This is a genomic window from Prolixibacter sp. NT017, assembly GCF_009617875.1.
In the GTDB taxonomy this organism is placed as follows: domain Bacteria; phylum Bacteroidota; class Bacteroidia; order Bacteroidales; family Prolixibacteraceae; genus Prolixibacter.
In genome coordinates, this window is the sequence record NZ_BLAV01000001.1 from 3,591,981 (window position 1) to 3,611,233 (window position 19,253).

The window sequence follows — 19,253 nt, forward strand, 5'->3', positions numbered from 1 at the left end:
CATTCATCATGCAAAACGATTGAAACTATGCTCAATAAAGATATCAAGAAAGTAATTGTCCTCGGTTCGGGGGCACTGAAAATCGGAGAAGCCGGCGAATTTGACTATTCCGGTTCGCAGGCACTCAAAGCGCTGAAAGAGGAAGGCGTCGAAACCGTTCTGATTAACCCGAATATTGCTACCATCCAGACATCGGAGAACATTGCCGACAAGGTGTATTTCCTTCCGGTGACGGCAAAATTTGTGGAAGAAGTGATTAAGAAAGAGCAGCCGGACGGCATTCTGCTGGCCTTTGGTGGTCAGACAGCCCTCAACTGCGGCGTCGATTTGTACCGTGGCGGTATTCTCGAAAAATATAATGTGCAGGTGGTGGGTACTCCGGTACAGTCCATCATTAATACCGAAGACCGGGAGATTTTTGCTGGCATTTTGGGCGAAATCAATGTGCGAACGCCGCGAAGCATCGCCTGTTCTTCCATCGAGGAAGCGAGGGCAGCTGCCGAAAAACTGGGCTTCCCGCTCATCATTCGTGCCGCCTATACCTTAGGAGGTATGGGTTCCGGCTTTAGCTCCAACATGGACGAGCTGAACAAACTGGCCGATAACGCCTTCTCCTACTCACCTCAGATTCTGGTGGAAGAATCGCTGAAAGGCTGGAAAGAGGTAGAGTACGAAGTGGTGCGCGACCGCTTCGACAACTGTATCACGGTGTGTAATATGGAAAACTTCGACCCGCTGGGTATACACACTGGGGAGTCGATTGTGGTGGCTCCGTCGCAAACCCTTTCCAATGCCGAGTACCACAAGCTGCGGGAACTCTCCATCAAAATCATCCGCAAAATCGGTGTGGTAGGGGAATGTAATGTGCAGTTCGCCCTCGACCCGAATTCTGAAGATTACCGGGTGATTGAGGTGAACGCCCGTCTGTCTCGCTCGTCAGCGCTGGCTTCCAAGGCTACCGGTTATCCGCTGGCTTTTGTGGCCGCTAAACTGGGACTCGGCTACGGTTTGCACGAGCTGAAAAATGCAGTGACCAAAGTAACCACTGCCGCTTTTGAGCCGGCGCTCGATTACGTGGTGGTGAAGATTCCACGCTGGGACCTCACTAAATTTACTGGTGTTTCGAAGAACCTCGGCTCGAGCATGAAATCGGTGGGTGAGATTATGGCCATCGGCCGCTCGTTCGAGGAAGCCATCCAGAAAGGTATCCGGATGGTTGGACTGGGCATGCACGGATTTGTAGCCAACAGCGGGCAAGCAAAAATCGACGATGTGGAAGAAGAGCTTCAGAAGCCAACCGACCGTCGTATTTTCGCCATCGCGGAAGCCTTCCATCACGGCCATTCGGTAGAAAAAGTGTGGGAAATGACCCGCATCGACAAGTGGTTCCTGCAAAAGCTGAACAATATTTATATTCTGCGTAACGAGCTGGAGAAACTCAGTAAACTGGAAGACATCCCGTACGAGATGCTCCTGCTCGCGAAGAAGCAAGGTTATTCCGATTTCCAGATTGCGCGTCTCGTTCTCAAAAGTGCCGATGAAAAAATCAACGGCGACCTGATTAAGGTGCGTGAATACCGGAAGAAACTGGGCATTTTGCCTTACGTGAAGCAAATCGATACGCTGGCTGGCGAATATCCGGCACAGACCAATTACCTCTACATGACCTACAACGGTTCGGAGCATGATATCGAATTCCAGCACGACGACCAGTCGGTGATTGTGCTGGGCTCGGGTGCTTACCGGATTGGTTCTTCCGTTGAATTTGACTGGTGTTCGGTGAATGCAGTCAACACCATCCGGCAGGAGAAGTATCGCGCCATCATGATCAACTACAATCCGGAAACGGTTTCGACCGACTACGATACCTGCGACCGGCTCTACTTCGACGAGCTCACCTTCGAGCGCGTGATGGACATCGTGGATTTGGAACAGCCCAAAGGAACGATTCTTTCCACGGGTGGTCAGATTCCGAACAACCTCGCCATGCGCCTGCACCGTCAACACGTCCCGATTCTGGGAACCTCGGCCGAGAAGATTGACAACGCCGAAGACCGGAATAAGTTCTCGGCCATGCTCGACCGTCTGGGAGTCGACCAGCCGCGCTGGAGCCAGCTGACGACCATTGAGGACATATACAAATTTGTGGATGAAGTCGGTTTCCCGGTTTTGATTCGTCCTTCGTATGTTCTGTCGGGAGCAGCCATGAATGTGGTTTCGAACCGCGACCAGTTGCAACATTTCCTCGAACTGGCCGCTCACGTTTCCAAAGAGCATCCGGTGGTGGTTTCCGAATTCATCGAAAATGCCAAGGAGATTGAGATTGACGCGGTAGCCAAGAATGGCGAAGTGGTGGCTTACGCGATTTCGGAACACGTAGAGTTTGCCGGTGTGCACTCCGGCGATGCGACCATCGTTTTCCCGCCGCAAAAGTTGTATGTGGAGACCATCCGCCGCATCAAGAAGATTTCGCGGCAGGTTGCCCAGGCACTGGAAATTACCGGTCCCTTTAACATGCAGTTCCTGGCCAAGGACAACGACATCAAGGTTATCGAGTGTAACCTGAGGGCTTCCCGCTCCTTCCCGTTTGTTTCCAAAGTATTGAAGACAAACCTGATTGAAATCGCCACGAAGGCGATGCTGGATGTTCCCTTCGAGAAGCCGGACAAATCGGCGTTTGAACTCGATTACGTGGGTGTGAAAGCGCCACAGTTCTCTTTCCACCGTTTGCTGAATGCCGACCCGGTTCTGGGTGTCGACATGGCTTCGACTGGTGAGGTGGCCTGTATTGGTGAAAACTTCTACGAAGCGCTGCTGAAGTCGATGCTCTCGGTGGGTTACCGCATTCCGAAGAAGAGCATCCTGATTTCGTCGGGACCGACCCGCGGAAAAGTGGAGTTGCTGAACAGCGCCCGCATGCTGAAGGAACGCGGCTTCACGATTTACGCAACCGGTGGAACGCACAAGTTCTTCCTCGACAACGGCATTCAGACAGAACTGGCGTACTGGCCCGATGAGGAAGACCAGAGCCCGAACACCCTGGAACTGATTCGCGATAAGAAAGTGGAAATGGTTATCAACATTCCGAAAAACCACACCAAACGCGAGCTGTCGAACGGCTACCAGATCCGGAGAAACGCAGTCGATTTCAATATTCCGCTCCTGACCAACGCGCGCGTAGCCAGTGCTTACATCTACGCCATCACCAAAATGAGTGAGGAGGATATTATCATTAAATCGTGGAACGAATACAAGTAAAGCACAACTCCATAGAATAAACAGAGGCTGTCTCAAACGTGCGTCGCACAATTGGGGCAGCCTTGTTGTTTATTTATAATTCATTCAAGGGGCGTTAGCCCTTTAATCTTCGTAGCATCGTTGGTTCAATGATAATTTAGGGGTGTAGCCCTGACATCTATCTATTGTCGTACCATTCAAATAGATATTTTGGGTCATAGTCAACATCAAATTTTTTTAAAAACGATAAATATTCTTCCTGAAATGATTGTTTTCTGTGATGTTCAGGCTGGTTTAGCACATATTTTACAACCCTATCGATATGAGATCTGGAATAGGTAAATGCCCCATAACCGTCTTGCCACGCAAATTTTCCTGGAATAAGATTTCTATCTTTTAACCAATTTGACGAACCTGATTTTACCTGTTCCATTAATTTGGACGGCGATATTGTGGGATGCATTCCTACAAAGACATGAGAATGATCGGGGTTACAATATATCGCATAGGTTTTACAATGGTGGTTGGTAATAATGCCACACATCACTTTTTCCAGTTCCTCCCTGAATTTTTCTTTTATAAAACTTCCCCTGCCTCTTACCGAGAATACATATTGGATATATAGCTGCGTGTATGTATTTGCCATGTCTCTAATTGTTTGAGATTTCAGGGCTACGCCCCTCCTGTTTTATTTCGATTCATTTTTCTAAGAAGATTTGAGGGCTAGCGCCCCCTTTTCCTATAAGAAGGAACAGATTGCTACTCAACGGAAATTGTTTTCATCAACTAAAAGGTAGTCTATTATTTGCTTGCTGACAAGTAAAACACAACTCTTATAAATGAAACAAAGGCTTATGTTTTTCATCCAAGGGGCGTTAGCCCTTTAATCTTCGTAGTACCGTTGATTAAGTGATAATTTAGGGGCGTAGCCCTGGCATCTATCGATTCTCATGCCATTTAAATTAGCAATTTTTCATCATAACCTAAATTTCACTCTTTGGAGGTTTGTGAAAAGCCCGGGCGGCGGCGAGTGAGCCTTTTCACGTTTGTGAATGGCTTTGGCGGGAATGATTGGACCTTTTCGATTACTCGAACGGCTTCCCTGGCGAAAAGTGGGGCTTTTCGATTACTCGAATGGCTTCTCTAACGAAAAAGTGGGGCTTTTCGATTACTCGAATGGCTTCCCTGACGAAAAGTGGGGCTTTTCGATTACTCGAACGGCTTCCCTAACGAAAAAGTGGGGCTTTTCGAATGCTCGAACGGCTTCCCTGGCGAAAAGTGAAGCTTTGCGCATTTGTTAATGGCTTCGCTGAGAAAAAGTGGAGGCTTGCACGTTTGTTAACAGCGCCACCGGAAAAAATTACTCGTGGAATTCGTCCTTCACCGTTTCGCGGAGGTCGTACAGCAGCCATTGCTTTTTCATCACGGCAGTGCGGTCGGCCTGCAGGAGTTTCAGGAAGTCCTTCACCCCCACCGGTTCGTTGCCATTGCCGTGAATGAGCACAATGCTTCCGGCCTCCGCCGGTTGTCCCTTGGCCAGCCACGCATCGCTGCCAATGGGAATCAGGCCGTAGCCGAGGACATTGTCCACCACCCGGTGCCCCGACACCAATCCGGGAAACCGGAAAAACACAGAAAAGAGCAATCCCTTTTGCAGCATCGCGATTTCGGTTTGCAACACTTCGAAATTGAGGTTGGTGTTGGGCTCCAACAGGAAGTTCCGGTTGAGTGGCACGTGCGGATTGTAGTGATGATTGTAGGTATGGTTAATCCACGTGACGGCAATCTTGCCCTCTGCATTCAGCCCCTTTAACCAGGCAATGTCCGCTGGGTGCGTCAACATAAACCGCCCGGTAATCGACAAAGCCACCGGGACCGGTTTCTCTGTTTTGCCAAATTCCGAAATTAGTGAGGTAAAAATAACCCGGTCGAGTGGGCGGTGCGACGGACACAAATCGACGGTTAGCGTGATTCCCTTTTCATTCGGAAAACCGTGCACAATACCGGCATCCTGCAAGGCAAACGATCGTCTCTCCGCGGTTTGAATCGCCTTGATGTAAGGCGTGTTTTTGTAATTGGCCCGTATCTGCGCCCAGGTGAGCGGCCTGACCACGATATGCCGTGCCGGAATGATCATTGTCTGGAGGCTGTTCGGATCAACCCCAATATAAAACAGCACTCCCGACTCATCGTATCTCCGGATGATCAGCACCTGTTTTTGCAGGTAATCGCCTGTGCCAAACCAAACCTTGTAGTTGCTGATTTTGGATTGAACTGCTGCGCTGCCATTGCCATACACAAACACCATCATCACCATCACTCCCGCGAAAAGGAAGGACCTGGATTTTCTGTAAAAGCCTTGTTTCATCTGTTGTCCTGAAAGACCTGTCTGTTTCCTGGTTGATTTATCTCCCGGGCGCTATAAGGCTCGCTGCGGGTGGCTAAATATAGTGAATTAGCCGATCGGAAATTCTTCGCCAACTTTTTTTAACAGGACGTTCGGCAGATACAAATTAATGGGCCAAAGAACAGGTTGACTTTGGGAGTGGTACAGCGAGTATCCGTGATAAAATATGTAGTTCACCCCACCAAACCTCCTAAAGGGGAGGCTTTAAGTCCCCTTTAGGGGATTTAGGGGTAATTGATATGGTCGGAATACCCATTTTTATTTCTACTTTTTCCCGGCAGGAGAACATCAATCGATGCGGTTGCGTTTTAGTGGTCGCTCAGGTAGAAAGGCGGGCCATTGGATTTAAATATGTAAAACAATCGATAATATGTCCGGCCCAATTATTGAACATCCGGGTTAATTTTCCTAAAATTGCAGGCAAAACTAACCTGTCGGACAAACAAATGACTGTGACGGGAATAAAATACTGAACCGAAAAAACATGTATCTATGAAGATCTGGTATTCCTTATTCGCTATATTGATTCTCTTTTCGGCCTGTAGCCATAAAAAATCAAACAAGCTGAAGCATATCCCGTCGTTGCAAACCATCGACAAGCCTTACGGTCAACTGACGAAACTGGAAGCAGACACAACGAAAGTAAGAGACTGGCCATTCCTGGTTTACACCCCCTCGGAAGAGCGCATTAAGCACGAAACACCTGTTATTTTATTTGTCCCAAACAACACAGGAAAAGCCACCGACAATTTCGATTGGGAAGCCAGGCAGGCCATCAAGGATGCCCGGGCCATGGCTCCGGAGCTGACCGAACAACTGCCGGTGATTTTTGTAACGTCGATTTTTCCGCGCCCGCTGCAATACGAGCAATGGAGAATCTATACGCATGCACTCGACCGCGACGTGATGACTACCTCGCACAAAGCGCTGGCACGACTGGATTTGCAGGCCATCGAAGCCTTCAACGAAATTAAAGAGATACTGAAAGAGCGCTGGGGCATCGAAACCGACCCAAAGATTGCCGTCATGGGCTTCTCGGCTGCCGGTATGTTTGCCAACCGCTTCACAGCTCTGCACCCCGAAATGGTAAAAGCATCCGTGGTGGGCTCGCCCGGAGGCTGGCCCATTGCCCCGCAAGGAGAATGGGAAGGACGAACCTTGCGCTACCCCGTCGGAACAGGCGATTTCAAGGAATTGACCGGCAAGCCGTTTAATTTACAGGCATTCCGGCAAATCCCCATGTTCTTTTTCATTGGCAGTGACGACACGAATGACTCGGTGCCGTATGACGATGGTTACGACAAGGCCGACCAGGAGTTGATTTATAACCTTTTCGGGAAAGATATGCAGCAACGCTGGACCGAAGCAGAGAAGCTCTATAAGGCAGACAGCATCAATGCCACTTATGAAACCTACGACGGTGTGGCCCATAAGGTGACCGACCAAATGAAAGAAGATGCCATTTTATTCCTAAAGAAAAATCTTCAGTAGATTGTTATATTTGAAAAACCTGACTTTTCCGGCTACAACCTAACATCGGAGCGGTTTCTGAAAATGCCGCTCCAATATAGTTTTTTGATAAAAAGTACAGGTTATGGCATTCAACAGACGTAATTTCCTCAAAACCTCAGCCCTTGTAATCGGGCTACTGACCATCGTTCCATCGATGCAGTCGTGCAGTTCAGGCCGTCGGCCCGAGCATGTTTCATTTGCCGTATGCTCGGATGTCAATGCCGATGTCATTCCGGATGCAGCCAGAAGGCTGAAAGATTTCGTTAAAGCTGCAGAGAAGAATAACGTAGACTTCATTATCTCACTGGGTGCCTTTTGCCCGCCCAAGCCGGAATACAAAGAATTTATCAACATCTGGAATAGTTTTGACGGCGATAGGTACCAGGTCCTCGGGGAACATGATCTGGATGAAGCGTCCAAGAATGATTTCCTCCGCTTCACCGATATGCCATCGAACTATTACGCGTTCAAGAAAGGGAATGTCCATTTCATCGTGCTCGATACCAACTACCTTTTTTTCCGGAACGAATACATCGATTATGACCATGGCAACTTTTACGACGAGGTAAAAAAAGGCGTAAATTACGTTTCCCCGAAAGAACTGGATTGGCTGAAGAAAGAGCTGAAACGATCGAATTTAACCACCATTATTTTCTCGCACCAAAGCCTGGAAAATCCCAAAGATTGCGCCAATGGTGCCGATGTGCGAAAGATTCTGGAAGAAGCCAACAAAGAGGCCGGATACAAAAAGGTGGTAGCTTGTTTCAGCGGACACGACGGTACGGATGTTGAAAAAACCATCAATGGCATTCATTACATTCGTATCAACAGCTTGTCGTACCGTTGGGTGGGCGAAGATTACCAGAGCGATAAACACTACCCTGCCGCTATCGATCATAATTTCCCGCTGGCGAAGTTTACGCTTCCTTATAAAGATCCGTTGTATGGTATCGTGAAAATTACGCCTGGAAAACTGACGTTAACCGGTAAACAGACAAGCTTCATTCCGCCCGAGCCTGCCAACCTGGGTGTTCCGTACAACCTCAACGGATCGCCGGTAACTCCGGAGATTTCGAATCGCCAATTTACATGGGAAAAACAGGAAAAATAACTTCACGTTGTACAGAATTCGGAAAATAATTTCATTTTTTCAGTAAAATTCCACGTTAGATCTGTAACTATTCGGAAGGTGAATGAACCAATGTAAATGAAGTTGCATTCACTAAACTTAATGAACGTGGAGTTTTTTAGTTACGCTTTCCAGGGAAAAACCAAATTCCGCTACTGGCTGCTCATGTTTTTGCTGCTGTTTATTTTCGCGGAGGTGTTGGGTTCTCTCCCGTTTATAGCGGTCATGGCTATTCAGGCAACGCGCGGTGTCGATTTACACTACTCTGCCAGTAACCCGATGGACCTGACCGGCATGGGAATTCCCCCGAGCGTTGGAATCATGCTGGCGATGATGCCGTTTGTTTTAGGCTTTGTGGCTTTTGTGATTTTCATGAAACCCGTTCATCAGCGGCCTTTCAAAACGCTGCTGACGGGTGCACGCCGCTTTCGCTGGAAACGTTTCTTCTGGGCTGCATCGGTTTGGCTCGTTCTGCTGGCAGTCTATTCGCTGGTAGCTCAACTAACTGGAATTGAGACTTTTCACTGGAGTTTCGATCCCAATGGCTTTATCGGCCTCGTTCTCGTGGCTATCTTCATTATCCCGCTTCAAACCGGTTTCGAGGAAGTGCTTTTCCGCGGCTACCTGATGCAGGGATTTGCCCGGTTAACCCTCACCCGCTGGGTTCCGCTGATCGTGACGACCATGATATTCGGAAGTCTTCACTTTGCCAATCCGGAAGTACAGGAATACGGCGCGTGGATGGTGATGCCGCAGTACTTGTGGTTCGGATTATTCTTTGGCATTTGCACCATCATGGATGACGGAATTGAACTGGCCTGGGGTGCCCACGCCATCAATAATATTTTCGGTACGCTGTTCGTCACGCAGGAAGCAAGCGCCATTCCTACCAAGGCCTTTTTCACGATAACGAAATACAACCCATCGTTCGATATTCTGGCGCTTGTAGCCATTTCGCTGTTTTTCATCTGGCTCGCCGCAAAGCGGTTCCGATGGGGAAATTTTTCACTTCTCTTTAAAAGAATTCATTTACCTTTAACTGAATATAATCAAAACGAAATCATAGCCGAACCTGAAATTCAGCCGGCCAGATCAATTGACAATTCATCTTATTAACCTTAAAACCATGGAATTATTTTCAGCGCAAAATGTTGTAAAAAACTACAACAAGTTCCGGGCTCTGTCGGAGGTGAGCATTTCGGTAACCGAAGGAAGCATCTTCGGGTTACTGGGCCCCAACGGAGCCGGAAAAACAACACTGATACGCATTATCAACCAGATTACTGCGCCCGATAGCGGCAAGCTGGAATTCAAAGGACGCCCGCTCAAGGCGGATGACGTTTTCCGGATTGGTTACCTGCCGGAAGAACGCGGTCTGTATAAGAAAATGAAAGTAGGCGAACAAGCGCTCTACCTGGCCCAGCTGAAAGGCATGAGCCGTCGCGATGCCATGAAGCAGCTCAAATACTGGTTCGGGAAATTCGAGATTACTCCCTGGTGGGACAAAAAAGTGATGGAGCTCTCCAAAGGGATGCAACAGAAGGTGCAGTTTATTTGCACAGTGCTGCACCAGCCCGAGCTGCTCATTTTCGATGAACCATTCAGCGGCTTCGACCCCATCAATGCCGATTTGCTGAAGAATGAAATCTTGCAATTGCGCGATAAAGGAGCCACTATTATTTTCTCCACACACAACATGGCTTCGGTTGAAGAGCTGTGCGATCACATTGCCTTGATCGACAAATCGAAAAAAATACTGGACGGACCGACCCAGGAAATACGCCAGCAATACAAGTCAAACATTTTTGAAGTGGAATACCGGGGCGATTACGACAAACTGACCAGGAATTTGGGCAATGATTACCAGATTCTTTCTAACGAATCGTCGGAAACGGCCCAAAAATTAGCAGTCCAGTTCGTCAATGGCAGTACACCCAATGAATTGCTCCGTGGCTTGCTCGAACATGTGGAAATCGTTTCGTTTAACGAGATTATTCCCAGCATGAACGATGTCTTCATTAAAGTCGTCACCGAGAATAAGCAAAACTGATTCAGGTGCCTGTAAAACGTTCCACAAATTTCAATCACAGAAAAACATTGACTATGAAAAAAGTTGGTATCATCATAAAAAGAGAATACAACACGCGGGTTAAAAAGAAATCATTCATTATTCTAACCCTGCTGATGCCGGTCCTTTTTGCCGCCGTTACCATTTTGCCAACCTACCTGGCTACCATGAACGATACGGAAGAACGCACCGTAGCCGTTTACGACGGTTCCGGCATTTTCCTCGGAAGGCTCGAAAGTACCGAATACACCAAGTTCCATTTCATTCCGAAAGAAGATTACGACAAATTGCGCGACAATCTGAAAGATTCGAAGTATTACGCACTTCTGTCTATTCCGCCGAATGTCGTTACCACGAATAACGTCGAGCTCTTTTCAGAGAAGAACGTTCCCTTCGACTTGAAGAATAAAATTGACAACAACCTTTCCAGTATCCTGGAAAAAGATAAACGATCGGCCTTGTTGAAAGAAGCAGCCGTACCCGACTTGGAGCAGAAGCTGGAAGCCGCCCGGACTAATATCCACGTGAATACCATCCGTGTAGGCGATAAGGGTGAAGAGCACAAAAGCTCCACCGAAATTGCCATGATACTGGGATACATTTTCGGCTTCGTAATTTACATTTTCATCTTCATCTACGGCACCATGGTCATGCGTGGCGTGATGGAAGAGAAGCAAAACCGAATCGTCGAAGTGATTGTCTCCAGCGTGAAACCCTTCGAGCTAATGATGGGAAAAATCGTTGGTATCGCTTTGGTCGGACTCACACAGTTTGCCATTTGGGTGACGTTATTTATTGGAATTTTCCAGGTAGCCAAAGGCTTCATTCCCGAAATGTCTCCTGACCAGGCACAAAACCTCATGGCACAAAGCCAGATGAGCGGCCAGATGGAAAGTGTTGCCCAAAGCAGCCAGGTGCAGGAAATCTTTTCCATGATGAGTAGCATCAACTTCCCGCTGATTATTGGTTGTTTCTTTTTCTTCTTCATCGGCGGCTATCTGCTTTACAGTTCGCTGTTTGGAGCGGTTGGTTCCGCCATCGATGCCGAAGAAGATGCTCAGCAGTTTACTTTACCGGTCACCATTCCGCTCATCATCGCCATCATTGTCATGATGAACGCCATTACCAACCCGGAAGGACCGATTGCCTTCTGGTTTAGTCTGATACCGTTTACTTCTCCGGTTGTGATGATGGTGCGAATACCGTTTGGTGTCCCCGTCTGGGAACTCATCCTATCGATGGTTTTACTGGTCGCCACATTTATCGGAACTGTTTGGGTAGCTGGTAAGATTTACCGCACCGGGATTCTCATGTATGGCAAAAAACCGACATGGAAAGAGCTGGGTAAATGGCTCACCTACCGAAGTTAAACAGGAGAGACAAATTCTCATAATAATTAATATAAAATTGACTTGATTCATTCGGACAATTCTATCCGAAATATTGTATATTTGTCATAGCATGAATATCCCCAAAAGCCATATGTGCAATTGTTGTACCTGTTATACCGCTATCAGGAAGGATATTCTATGCGCAAGCTGATTCTGATTTTTTAGTTCCATAGAAAAACCTTCCCGAACCGGGAAGGTTTTTTTTTGTTCAATTATACAGTTACATCATAACCAATTATCAAACGAATTATGAAAGTTAAAACTATTCTGGAAACCATTGGTAATACGCCGCATGTACGTATTAACCACCTTTATCCCGACGACTACGAAGTATATGTCAAAGTGGAAAAAACCAATCCGGGAGGCAGTATCAAAGATCGTATTGCACTGCAAATGATTAATGATGCGGAAGAAAGAGGATTACTAAATCCCGATAGTATTATCATCGAACCAACTTCCGGGAATACCGGTATCGGGCTGGCATTGGTCGCCGCCGTGAAAAAGTACAAACTCATCCTCGTGATGCCCGAGTCAATGTCCGTTGAGCGCCGCCGTATTTTAAAGGCGTACGGTGCCCAACTCGAACTGACCCCAAAAGAACAGGGAATGAAAGGAGCCATCAATCGTGCAAAGGAGCTGGCCGAACAAAATCCTGGTTCATTTATTCCCTCCCAGTTCGATAATCCGGCCAACATCCAGGCACATGCTGAATTTACGGCAAAAGAAATTCTGGCCGATTTCCCGGAAGGAATCGATTACCTGATTACCGGCGTGGGAACCGGCGGGCACATCTCCGGTGTTTCGATGGAGTTGAAAAAACGCTTCCCGGATATGAAAACATTTGCCGTTGAACCGGAAACTTCACCAGTGATTGGTGGCGGAGCCCCTGGACCTCACCCGATTCAGGGAATTGGTGCCGGTTTTATCCCGGAGAACCTGAAAACGGAAACGTTGGACGGAACCATACAGGTATCGAAAGATGAGGCATTTGAATTTGCTCAGAAAGCAGCCGCTGAAGAAGGTTTGCTGGTCGGAATTTCATCCGGTGCATCGCTGGCTGCAGTGGACAAAAAAATCAAAGAGCTCCCGAAAGGTAGCCGTATTCTGACTTTCTCCTACGATACCGGAGAACGTTACCTGTCGATAGACGGATTGTTTTAATTCATGATGATTTCATATCGAAGAAGAGGATGGCAAAACGCTGTCCTCTTTTTATTTGCTCTTCACTCCTACTCGAATTGCATTTCGTTTTCACCAATCCCCCCGATAACAACATTGCGAATTTTCAGTTATCTTTCCCTCCCGTAACCGGATGAACCGGCAGATGAATAGATTTTCTGTAATTAACAGCCAAGCAAAAGACAACCACAATGAGCCGCAAAGCCATTATCGATTTAGGCACCAATACCTGCAACCTTTTAATAGCAGAGTCACTCGCCAACGGTGAGTTTATCACGTTGTACGAAGGCAAGGAAGCTGTTAAGCTCGGTTTGGGAGGAATTCATAAACAGCTGCTGCTGAACGATGCCATCGAGCGGGGATTGAACGCGCTGCACAAACATGCCCGCACCATCGACGAACACCAGGTGGAAGAGGTACGAATATTTGCCACATCGGCATTGCGCGGAGCGGAAAACCGCGATAATTTTCTGGATGCTGTACGAACGAATCTGGGGTGGGAAATCGAAATCATTGACGGTGCCCGCGAGGCAGAGCTCATCTTCAAGGGAGTCAACCTTTCGCTTCCGGTAAACGGTCAAACCGTTCTGATTCTCGACATCGGTGGCGGAAGCAACGAGTTTATCCTTTCGCAGGGCGACAACATTATCTGGAAGCAAAGTTTTAATATCGGGATGGCCCGGGTGTTGGAAATCTTCCAACCTTCAGACCCGCTGCACCCGGATGAAATTCTCAAAATGGAACAGTGGTTCGAAGATGAGCTCGAAATGCTCTGGAAGATATGCGAAAACCACCGTCCCGGAATCCTGGTAGGTTGTTCGGGTGCTTTCGACACATTCACCGATTTGTACGAAGAAGTAGAGCCGGAAAGCAACTACCGAACCGCTTCACTTTTACCAGTGGGCGCGTTTCAAAAAATTCATGATACACTCAAAGGTTCAACCTTACAGGAACGCCAGAAAATGAAAGGAATGGACCCAATGCGGGTTGAAATGATTGTGGTTGCTTCTGTATTCGTTAACTTTGTGCTGCGCAAACTGGACATCGGGCAGATGTACCAGTCGCATTTCGCGCTGAAGGAAGGCGCGATGCATGAAATTATGTCCAACAAATCTGAATCCTGAAAATATTATGTCTAAAATCCTGGTCATCGACGACGAACGAAGCATCCGCAATACCATGAAAGATATCCTCGGCTTCGAAGGATACACTGTTGATTTAGCTGAAAATGGTCCGGAAGGTCTCGAACTGGTAAAAATCAATGAGTACGACACCATTTTCTGCGACATTAAAATGCCCGAAATGGACGGTATTGAAGTGTTGCAACGCATCATGGAGATGCGGTCGGATGCTACGGTAGTCATGATTTCAGGACACGGCAACATCGACACCGCCGTCGATTCTATCAAAAAAGGCGCTTACGATTTCATCGAAAAGCCGCTCGATCTGAACCGCCTGCTGATTACGATTCGTAACGCCAGCGACAAAACCAACCTTGTTCAGGAAACCAAAGTCCTGAAACAGAAAGTCGATAAACAGTACGAGATTGTTGGCGAATCGGAAGCTATTTCCCGGGTTATCGACATGACCGACCGGGTTGCTCCTACTGAAGCCCGCGTGTTGATTACCGGAAGCAACGGAACCGGAAAAGAATTGGTTGCCCGTCGTTTGCACGAGAATTCTGCTCGTGCGCAGGGACCATTTGTGGAAGTAAACTGTGCGGCAATTCCATCAGAGCTGATTGAGAGTGAATTGTTCGGACATGAAAAAGGAGCCTTTACTTCGGCTAACAAACAGCGAAAAGGAAAATTTGAGCAGGCCAACGGTGGCACACTTTTCCTCGACGAGATTGGCGACATGAGTCTTTCAGCGCAAGCAAAAGTTTTGCGTGCTTTGCAGGAAAATATTATTTCCCGAGTAGGCGGCGACAAACAGATTAAGGTGGACGTCCGCGTAGTGGCTGCGACGAACAAAAATCTGCAGAAAGAAATTGAGAAAGGCAACTTCCGTGAAGACTTGTACCACCGTATCAGCGTTATTCTCATTCATGTTCCGGCGCTGGAAGAGCGAAAAGAGGACATCCCGTTACTGGCTGAACATTTCAACAAACAGATTTGCACTGAGTACGGTCAACAGCCCAAAGAGATTACCGAAGAAGCTATCAAGGAACTGAAAAATAAGAAGTGGACTGGTAACATACGGGAATTCCGGAATGTCATCGAACGGTTGATCATCCTTTGCGATAAGGTTATTACCGACGAAGATGTTCGCATGTACGGAGGGAATTGATTTTTTCGTTAAATTCAATTGATTAGAAGTTCATAACAAACCTAATAATCAATTGACTTATGAAACGAATGCTTTTCGCCATCGTCCTATTGGCCGGAACGTCTAACCTGTTTAGCCAGGACATTCAGCTTCCCGAGCCCGACAAAACCGGCGGCATGCCTTTAATGGAAGCGCTCGCCAACCGACACTCTACCCGCGAATTCACCAATGACACCATTCAGCCACAGACGATGTCAGACCTGCTGTGGGCTGCGTGGGGAATCAACCGCAGAAACGGCAAACGAACCGCTCCCTCTGCCATGAACCGGCAGGAAATTGATGTTTATGTGGCGACCCCCGAGGCGCTTTACCTTTACAATGCAACGAACAATCGGTTAAAGAAAGTGCTGAGCGGCGACATCAGAGCATTGTGTGGTTTGCAGCCCTACGTCGCAACAGCTCCCCTTAACCTCATTTACGTTGCCGACCTCGACAGGCTGCAACTAATCGAGAATTTCGATGATGCGCCGTCGGACACGTATGCCAATTGTGGATTTATCGCTCAGAATGTTTATCTCTTCTGTGCATCGAAAGGACTGGGATGCGTGGTCCGCAGCTCCATCGATAAAGAATCGTTGGGAAAGAAAATGAAACTGAGGCCGCACCAAAAAATACTGTTGGGGCAGACCATCGGTTATCCGGGAGCTGAAGAAGAGTAGCTTTATCCTTTAGAATTTCATCAATTTATCCAGTGAAAGTCGGGCCAGCAAGCTTTCGGTTGGCTCCGGGACCAGTATGTTCAATGATTTGTTTTCGACCGAAAGGTGAAGAGGTTCATTATTAACGAAAGGTTCGCCGTCCACCTGGTATCCCAATGTTTCGCCTTCAATCTGAATATCTTTTCCCTGGAAATATTCGCAGTACTTCGAACCATCGAGCTGACGGTTAAACAAGCGCAGGGCTAAATCGGGTGCCATGCCTACAGGGAAAGGTTTGAGTATACAGATATCAAGCAAACCGTCGTCGACTTTGGCTCGCGGTGCAATAAACGCGTTGTTCCCGAACTGCGAAGTATTAGCCAATGTTACCACGAAAGCTTTCCGGCGGAATGTCTTTCCATCGATGGTAATCCGGTACCAATGCGGCTGGTATGTCACAAAATCGCGCAGAACATGAGCTACGTAGGGAAGTGGCCCGCGTAATTTGCTTTTCGCAAAACGGCCGGCAATGTGGGCATCAAATCCGACGCCGCAGACATTCACGAATCGGCGACCGTTAACCGTTCCGGTATCGATTACCTTCGGCTGACTGGTCACCATCTCTTTTAGTGCCCGGGCAGGCCACATCGACAGTCCCAACTCACGGCCAAGTGCATTGCCCGACCCCGCTGGTATCAAACTGAAAAACTTCTCACTTCCCGCTACCGCCGAGATAACCTCGTTGACTGTTCCGTCTCCTCCAACCGCTACAAAAACATCAAACCGGTCCCAATTTTCCCTGACCAGGTGCAACGCATTTCCTTTTCCGGTTGTAAAACAGGTCTCAACAGCAACAGCTATTTCACCAAATACGCGTTTTATCATTTCCGGGAAATGCTTCTTCCCGCTAATACCAGCCACAGGATTGATTATAAATAGATAACGATATGTTAGATTCCCGGTCATACACTTCTTTTCAGGGACAAAAGTAACCTTTTCGTTTTTCCGGCAGACCGCGTGCCTTTCATTTCTTTCCGATTTATTTTGTGTCGTTGGGCAGTTCGTATTGCTTTTCAGCCGCCAAATCTTATTTTTATCTAGCTAATTTAACCAGATTATATGTCTAACGGTCTCGTCAATCCCAAAGCCAGTTTCGGAACCATGCCGGTTTTCCTGACGGCATTATCCACCATCCTCGGAGCCATCTTGTTTCTTCGTTTCGGATGGGCTGTCGGTCAGGTCGGCTTTTATGGTGTCATCGGCATCATCATCATCGGTCATTTAGTGACCATTCCTACGGCTATGGCTGTCGCCGAAATTGCTACCAACCAGCGGGTGCAGGGAGGAGGAGCCTATTTCATCATCTCCCGGTCCTTCGGCCTGAACATTGGTGCTGCCGTTGGTTTGGCGCTTTATCTCTCACAGGCCATTAGTGTGGCTTTTTATGTGATTGCATTTGGCGAGGCTTTTGAACCGGTTTTCGACTGGATTAGGGTAAACTACGGCATTGTCCTCGCCGACCGACGAATCATCACCGTACCGTTAATGCTTATCCTTTCGGTATTGATGCTGGTGCGCGGTGCCAATATGGGCGTAAAAGCGCTTTACTGGGTGGTAGCCATTTTGCTCACCTCACTCGGCTTTTTCTTTTTCGGCGATTCCCCCATCAAACCGGAAGTCATTAACCTGAGCAGCCGGATTCCGAATGGCAATAGCTTCTTCTATGTGTTCACCATTATATTCCCGGCTTTCACCGGATTAGCCGCTGGCTTAGGCCTTTCGGGCGATCTGAAGCATCCCGAAACATCTATTCCGAGAGGCACTATATGGGCTACGTTAGCAGGCTTAATTGTCTATTTTCTGGCCGCGTACAAATTTGCAGTTTCTGCCTCTCCCGAAGATTTGGTTGGTGACCAGCTAATTATGCAACGTATTGCCGCCTGGGGTCCCATCATCCCGGTTGGTTTGGCCGCCGCTTCACTCTCATCAGCGCTGGGTTCGATTATGATTGCACCGCGAACTCTACAGGCCATCGGTGCCGACGATATTTTCCCGCAGTTTAAACTCAACCAGTGGTTAGCAAGAGGTAAAAAGGCCGACAATGAGCCCATAAATGCATCGACCATCACAATTATTATTGCTTTTGTTTTTGTCTTGGTCGGGGATGTCAACTTCGTGGCACAAATCATCTCCATGTTTTTCATGATTACTTACGGAGCTATCTGTTTGATTTCATTGCTCGAACATTTTGCCGCCGATCCGGCTTATCGCCCGACCTTCCGTTCGCACTGGAGTATTTCATTGGTAGGAACACTGGCCTCTTTCTGGGTGATGTTTAAAATGAACATGCCTTATGCCGCATTTTCACTGCTGATAATGACACTTCTCTATGTCTTTATTACGAAGAGCAAGCATGAAAGGCGTGGATTCAGTAAGTTATTCCGTGGCGTTATTTTCCAATTGAGCCGCGAACTACAGATATTTGCCCAACGGGCAGACCGGGAAGACCGCGAATTGAGTTGGAGGCCTTTTGCTATTTGCATCTCTTGCGACACCTTCAAACGGAAGTCTGCATTCGATTTTATGCGCTGGATTTCGCACCGCTATGGTTTCGGAACATACATCCATTTCATCAAAGGAATGTTGAACCGTTCAACAACCGCCGAATCGAAGATAGCTCTCGAGCGCTTACTAAAACTGGCAGCTAGCTTCCCGAACCGGGTATATCTCGACACCATCATATCGCCGTCTTACACCTCCGCTATTGCGCAGGTTGTGCAGCTTTCCGGTATCTCAGGACGGGGAAATAATTTGATTCTTTTCGAATTCTCCCGAACCGATCCGCATTCTATTACCGACGCCATCCAGAATTATCCGATGCTTGAGTCCGCCGGGTTTGACATTTGTATCCTGAATACCGGCTACCGCGGATTTGGTTACAAAAAAGAAATCCATATCTGGATTAAACCGGAAGATTATAAGAATGCGAATCTTATGATTCTTCTGGGATACATCACATTGGGACACCCGGAATGGAAGCGTGGTTTTATCAAGATATTTGCCATTGCTCCTCACGCTGAAATGCAGGAGGAACGAAACCGGCTAATTCGTCTTATCAAACAAGGCAGAATCCCCATCAGCCAGTCGAACGTTGAAATGATATCGCTGGAAGAGGGTGAAGACCGGAAAGAGATCATTTCCCGTTTCTCAGTTGACGCTGACCTGACCATTATCGGCTTTAAAACTGAAAAACTGAAAAATGGCATCGAGTTGTTTGATGGGTACGGCGATTTAGGCAATATTTTGTTCGTATCATCTAACCAACACAAAAGCATTGAATAAAAAAGCAGGAGAAATTGCTTGC

Annotated in this window: 15 protein-coding genes; 12 read left to right on the plus strand and 3 right to left on the minus strand. The window is 47.6% G+C overall.

Going from position 1 to position 19,253, the window contains the following annotated elements; all coding sequences use genetic code 11:
- The first annotated feature begins 27 nt into the window (after positions 1-27).
- A complete protein-coding gene (gene carB / locus GJU87_RS14965; RefSeq protein ID WP_153640234.1) occupies positions 28-3,258 on the plus strand; it encodes a carbamoyl-phosphate synthase (glutamine-hydrolyzing) large subunit in 3,231 nt (1,076 codons plus the stop codon).
- A 157-nt stretch (positions 3,259-3,415) separates the two neighbouring features.
- Here the strand turns inward: carB and tnpA are convergent, their stop codons facing one another.
- Entirely contained in the window at positions 3,416-3,883 is a 468-nt protein-coding gene (gene tnpA, locus GJU87_RS14970) for an IS200/IS605 family transposase (protein WP_153640235.1), read from the minus strand.
- Between the two features lie 421 nt (positions 3,884-4,304).
- Between tnpA and GJU87_RS14975 the strand changes: the two genes are divergently transcribed.
- Positions 4,305-4,538, plus strand: a complete 234-nt coding sequence (locus GJU87_RS14975) for a hypothetical protein (RefSeq protein ID WP_153640236.1) — start codon at positions 4,305-4,307, stop codon at positions 4,536-4,538.
- 59 nt (positions 4,539-4,597) lie between these two features.
- Here the strand turns inward: GJU87_RS14975 and GJU87_RS14980 are convergent, their stop codons facing one another.
- Entirely contained in the window at positions 4,598-5,605 is a 1,008-nt protein-coding gene (locus tag GJU87_RS14980; RefSeq protein WP_153640237.1) for a polysaccharide deacetylase, read from the minus strand.
- Between the two features lie 531 nt (positions 5,606-6,136).
- Here GJU87_RS14980 and GJU87_RS14985 point away from each other — a divergent pair.
- The 9 genes from GJU87_RS14985 (at position 6,137) to GJU87_RS15025 (ending at position 15,910) form a co-directional block, all read left to right on the plus strand.
- Positions 6,137-7,135: a hypothetical protein gene (locus tag GJU87_RS14985; RefSeq protein ID WP_153640238.1), complete on the plus strand. Its 999-nt coding sequence runs from the start codon at positions 6,137-6,139 to the stop codon at positions 7,133-7,135.
- Positions 7,136-7,238: 103 nt separating this feature from the next.
- On the plus strand, positions 7,239-8,267 hold the full coding sequence (locus tag GJU87_RS14990) for a metallophosphoesterase (protein WP_153640239.1): 1,029 nt from the start codon (positions 7,239-7,241) through the stop codon (positions 8,265-8,267).
- Between the two features lie 96 nt (positions 8,268-8,363).
- Positions 8,364-9,401 (plus strand): CPBP family intramembrane glutamic endopeptidase, encoded by a 1,038-nt coding sequence (locus GJU87_RS14995; protein WP_153640240.1) that lies wholly within the window; start codon positions 8,364-8,366, stop codon positions 9,399-9,401.
- Between the two features lie 10 nt (positions 9,402-9,411).
- Entirely contained in the window at positions 9,412-10,335 is a 924-nt protein-coding gene (locus GJU87_RS15000; RefSeq protein ID WP_153640241.1) for an ABC transporter ATP-binding protein, read from the plus strand.
- 53 nt (positions 10,336-10,388) lie between these two features.
- On the plus strand, positions 10,389-11,723 hold the full coding sequence (locus GJU87_RS15005; RefSeq protein ID WP_153640242.1) for an ABC transporter permease: 1,335 nt from the start codon (positions 10,389-10,391) through the stop codon (positions 11,721-11,723).
- Positions 11,724-11,993: 270 nt separating this feature from the next.
- The gene (gene cysK, locus GJU87_RS15010) at positions 11,994-12,905 is read left to right on the plus strand and encodes a cysteine synthase A (protein ID WP_153640243.1); all 912 of its coding nucleotides are present in this window, start codon (positions 11,994-11,996) and stop codon (positions 12,903-12,905) included.
- A gap of 209 nt (positions 12,906-13,114) precedes the next feature.
- On the plus strand, positions 13,115-14,047 hold the full coding sequence (locus GJU87_RS15015; RefSeq protein ID WP_153640244.1) for a phosphatase: 933 nt from the start codon (positions 13,115-13,117) through the stop codon (positions 14,045-14,047).
- A 7-nt stretch (positions 14,048-14,054) separates the two neighbouring features.
- On the plus strand, positions 14,055-15,212 hold the full coding sequence (locus tag GJU87_RS15020) for a sigma-54 dependent transcriptional regulator (protein WP_153640245.1): 1,158 nt from the start codon (positions 14,055-14,057) through the stop codon (positions 15,210-15,212).
- 59 nt (positions 15,213-15,271) lie between these two features.
- The gene (locus GJU87_RS15025) at positions 15,272-15,910 is read left to right on the plus strand and encodes a SagB/ThcOx family dehydrogenase (protein ID WP_153640246.1); all 639 of its coding nucleotides are present in this window, start codon (positions 15,272-15,274) and stop codon (positions 15,908-15,910) included.
- 9 nt (positions 15,911-15,919) lie between these two features.
- Here the strand turns inward: GJU87_RS15025 and GJU87_RS15030 are convergent, their stop codons facing one another.
- Positions 15,920-16,855 carry a diacylglycerol kinase family protein gene (locus GJU87_RS15030; protein ID WP_153640247.1) on the minus strand — a complete coding sequence of 312 codons (936 nt, stop codon included), beginning with the start codon at positions 16,853-16,855 and terminating at the stop codon, positions 15,920-15,922.
- Positions 16,856-17,008: 153 nt separating this feature from the next.
- On the opposite strand from GJU87_RS15030, the gene GJU87_RS15035 reads away from it, so the two are divergent.
- Entirely contained in the window at positions 17,009-19,231 is a 2,223-nt protein-coding gene (locus GJU87_RS15035) for an amino acid permease (RefSeq protein ID WP_153640248.1), read from the plus strand.
- Positions 19,232-19,253: the final 22 nt, after the last annotated feature.

What these genes read in the sequence shown, in the direction of transcription:
- GJU87_RS15030 (WP_153640247.1), bottom strand. Translation starts at nt 16,855, where the DNA reads ATGACCGGGAATCTAACATATCGTTATCTATTTATAATCAATCCTGTG.
- GJU87_RS14995 (WP_153640240.1), top strand. Translation starts at nt 8,364, where the DNA reads ATGAAGTTGCATTCACTAAACTTAATGAACGTGGAGTTTTTTAGTTAC.
- GJU87_RS14980 (WP_153640237.1), bottom strand. Translation starts at nt 5,605, where the DNA reads ATGAAACAAGGCTTTTACAGAAAATCCAGGTCCTTCCTTTTCGCGGGA.
- cysK (WP_153640243.1), top strand. Translation starts at nt 11,994, where the DNA reads ATGAAAGTTAAAACTATTCTGGAAACCATTGGTAATACGCCGCATGTA.
- tnpA (WP_153640235.1), bottom strand. Translation starts at nt 3,883, where the DNA reads ATGGCAAATACATACACGCAGCTATATATCCAATATGTATTCTCGGTA.
- GJU87_RS15025 (WP_153640246.1), top strand. Translation starts at nt 15,272, where the DNA reads ATGAAACGAATGCTTTTCGCCATCGTCCTATTGGCCGGAACGTCTAAC.
- GJU87_RS15020 (WP_153640245.1), top strand. Translation starts at nt 14,055, where the DNA reads ATGTCTAAAATCCTGGTCATCGACGACGAACGAAGCATCCGCAATACC.
- carB (WP_153640234.1), top strand. Translation starts at nt 28, where the DNA reads ATGCTCAATAAAGATATCAAGAAAGTAATTGTCCTCGGTTCGGGGGCA.
- GJU87_RS15015 (WP_153640244.1), top strand. Translation starts at nt 13,115, where the DNA reads ATGAGCCGCAAAGCCATTATCGATTTAGGCACCAATACCTGCAACCTT.
- GJU87_RS15000 (WP_153640241.1), top strand. Translation starts at nt 9,412, where the DNA reads ATGGAATTATTTTCAGCGCAAAATGTTGTAAAAAACTACAACAAGTTC.
- GJU87_RS14990 (WP_153640239.1), top strand. Translation starts at nt 7,239, where the DNA reads ATGGCATTCAACAGACGTAATTTCCTCAAAACCTCAGCCCTTGTAATC.
- GJU87_RS14985 (WP_153640238.1), top strand. Translation starts at nt 6,137, where the DNA reads ATGAAGATCTGGTATTCCTTATTCGCTATATTGATTCTCTTTTCGGCC.
- GJU87_RS14975 (WP_153640236.1), top strand. Translation starts at nt 4,305, where the DNA reads ATGATTGGACCTTTTCGATTACTCGAACGGCTTCCCTGGCGAAAAGTG.
- GJU87_RS15005 (WP_153640242.1), top strand. Translation starts at nt 10,389, where the DNA reads ATGAAAAAAGTTGGTATCATCATAAAAAGAGAATACAACACGCGGGTT.
- GJU87_RS15035 (WP_153640248.1), top strand. Translation starts at nt 17,009, where the DNA reads ATGTCTAACGGTCTCGTCAATCCCAAAGCCAGTTTCGGAACCATGCCG.